This is a genomic window from Frankia sp. CcI156, assembly GCF_001983015.1.
Lineage (GTDB): Bacteria > Actinomycetota > Actinomycetes > Frankiales > Frankiaceae > Frankia > Frankia casuarinae.
This window is the reverse complement of record NZ_MOMD01000145.1, coordinates 1-1023: the sequence shown is the minus strand read 5'-3', so window position 1 is coordinate 1023 and position 1023 is coordinate 1. Positions and strand designations below refer to the sequence as shown.

The 1023-nt window shown below is 68.2% G+C and carries 2 protein-coding genes; both read right to left on the bottom strand.

Annotated features, from left to right (window positions below; translation table 11 throughout):
• On the bottom strand, positions 1-472 hold a 472-nt coding region (locus CcI156_RS23765; protein WP_139341623.1), incomplete at its 3' end, for a DDE-type integrase/transposase/recombinase.
• Positions 473-576: 104 nt separating this feature from the next.
• A partial coding sequence (locus tag CcI156_RS26095; RefSeq protein ID WP_217697758.1) for a transposase occupies positions 577-1023 on the bottom strand: 447 nt, incomplete at its 5' end.

The window sequence follows — 1023 nt, the reverse complement described above, 5'->3', positions numbered from 1 at the left end:
GCGTGTCGACGCCGTACTTCTCGCAGGTCTGCGTGACGAGCTCCTTCGCCAGTTCACCCGACTCGTTCGGCGCCAGCATCCAGCCGACGACGTAACGACTGAAGATATMGAGGATGACATACAGGYAGAAATAGCTGTGTTTCGACGGCCCCTTGATTTTCGTGATATCCCAGGTCCATACCCGGTTCGGCGCCTCCGCGAGCAGTTCGGGTTTCACATGCGGAGGGTGCGTGGCCTGGGCCCGGCGCTCCCCGGTCTGCCCCGCAGCGGCCAGGACCCGGTAGAAGGTGCGCCACGAGGCCAGGTAGACGCCCTCGTCGAGCAGCGTCGCCCACACCGACTGCGGCGCCGCGTCGGCGAACCGCTCCGAGTTGAGCAGCTCGAGAATCCGCGCCCGTTCCTCGACGGACAGCGCCCGCGGCTGAACCCGCTCCCGGTACGGCTTCGGTGCCCGCCGCGGCGGAGCCGGCACYGGCGGCCGGTGCCGGCGATAGAACGTCGCCCGCGACCGCCCCGTCAGCTCGCACGCGTTCTTAGGACCGACGATCTCCGCCAACTCGACCGTGCACGCATCAGCTATCCGTTCTCCTTCGGCGACGACTCCTGGGAAAGATCCGGAATGCTTTCGGAGAGCGCCTCCAAGAGCGCGTTGGCTTTTCCCATGATATCAATCACGCGACGGGACGCCTCAAGCTCCTTGTCCTTCCGGGCCAGCTCCGCCCGCAACTGCTCGATCTCCTTCTCCCGCGGGTCCGTTGCCGGCCGGCCACGCGGCCTCGACAMCGCCGCCGCCCGGCCTTCCTCCGCCGCGCGCCGCCATTCCACGAGATGCGCCGAATACAACCGCTCCCGGCGCAGGATCGCGCCCTTCTCACCATGCMCGGCCGCGTCGTACTCCGCGAGAATCCGCGCCTTGTACTCCGCCGTGAACGTCCGCCGCTTCGCCTTCGGCTCGACCTCCGGGTCAGGCCGCGGCCGCTCGGGCTCGTCATCCACCCGACCATCATCGACCAGGCCCCGCCC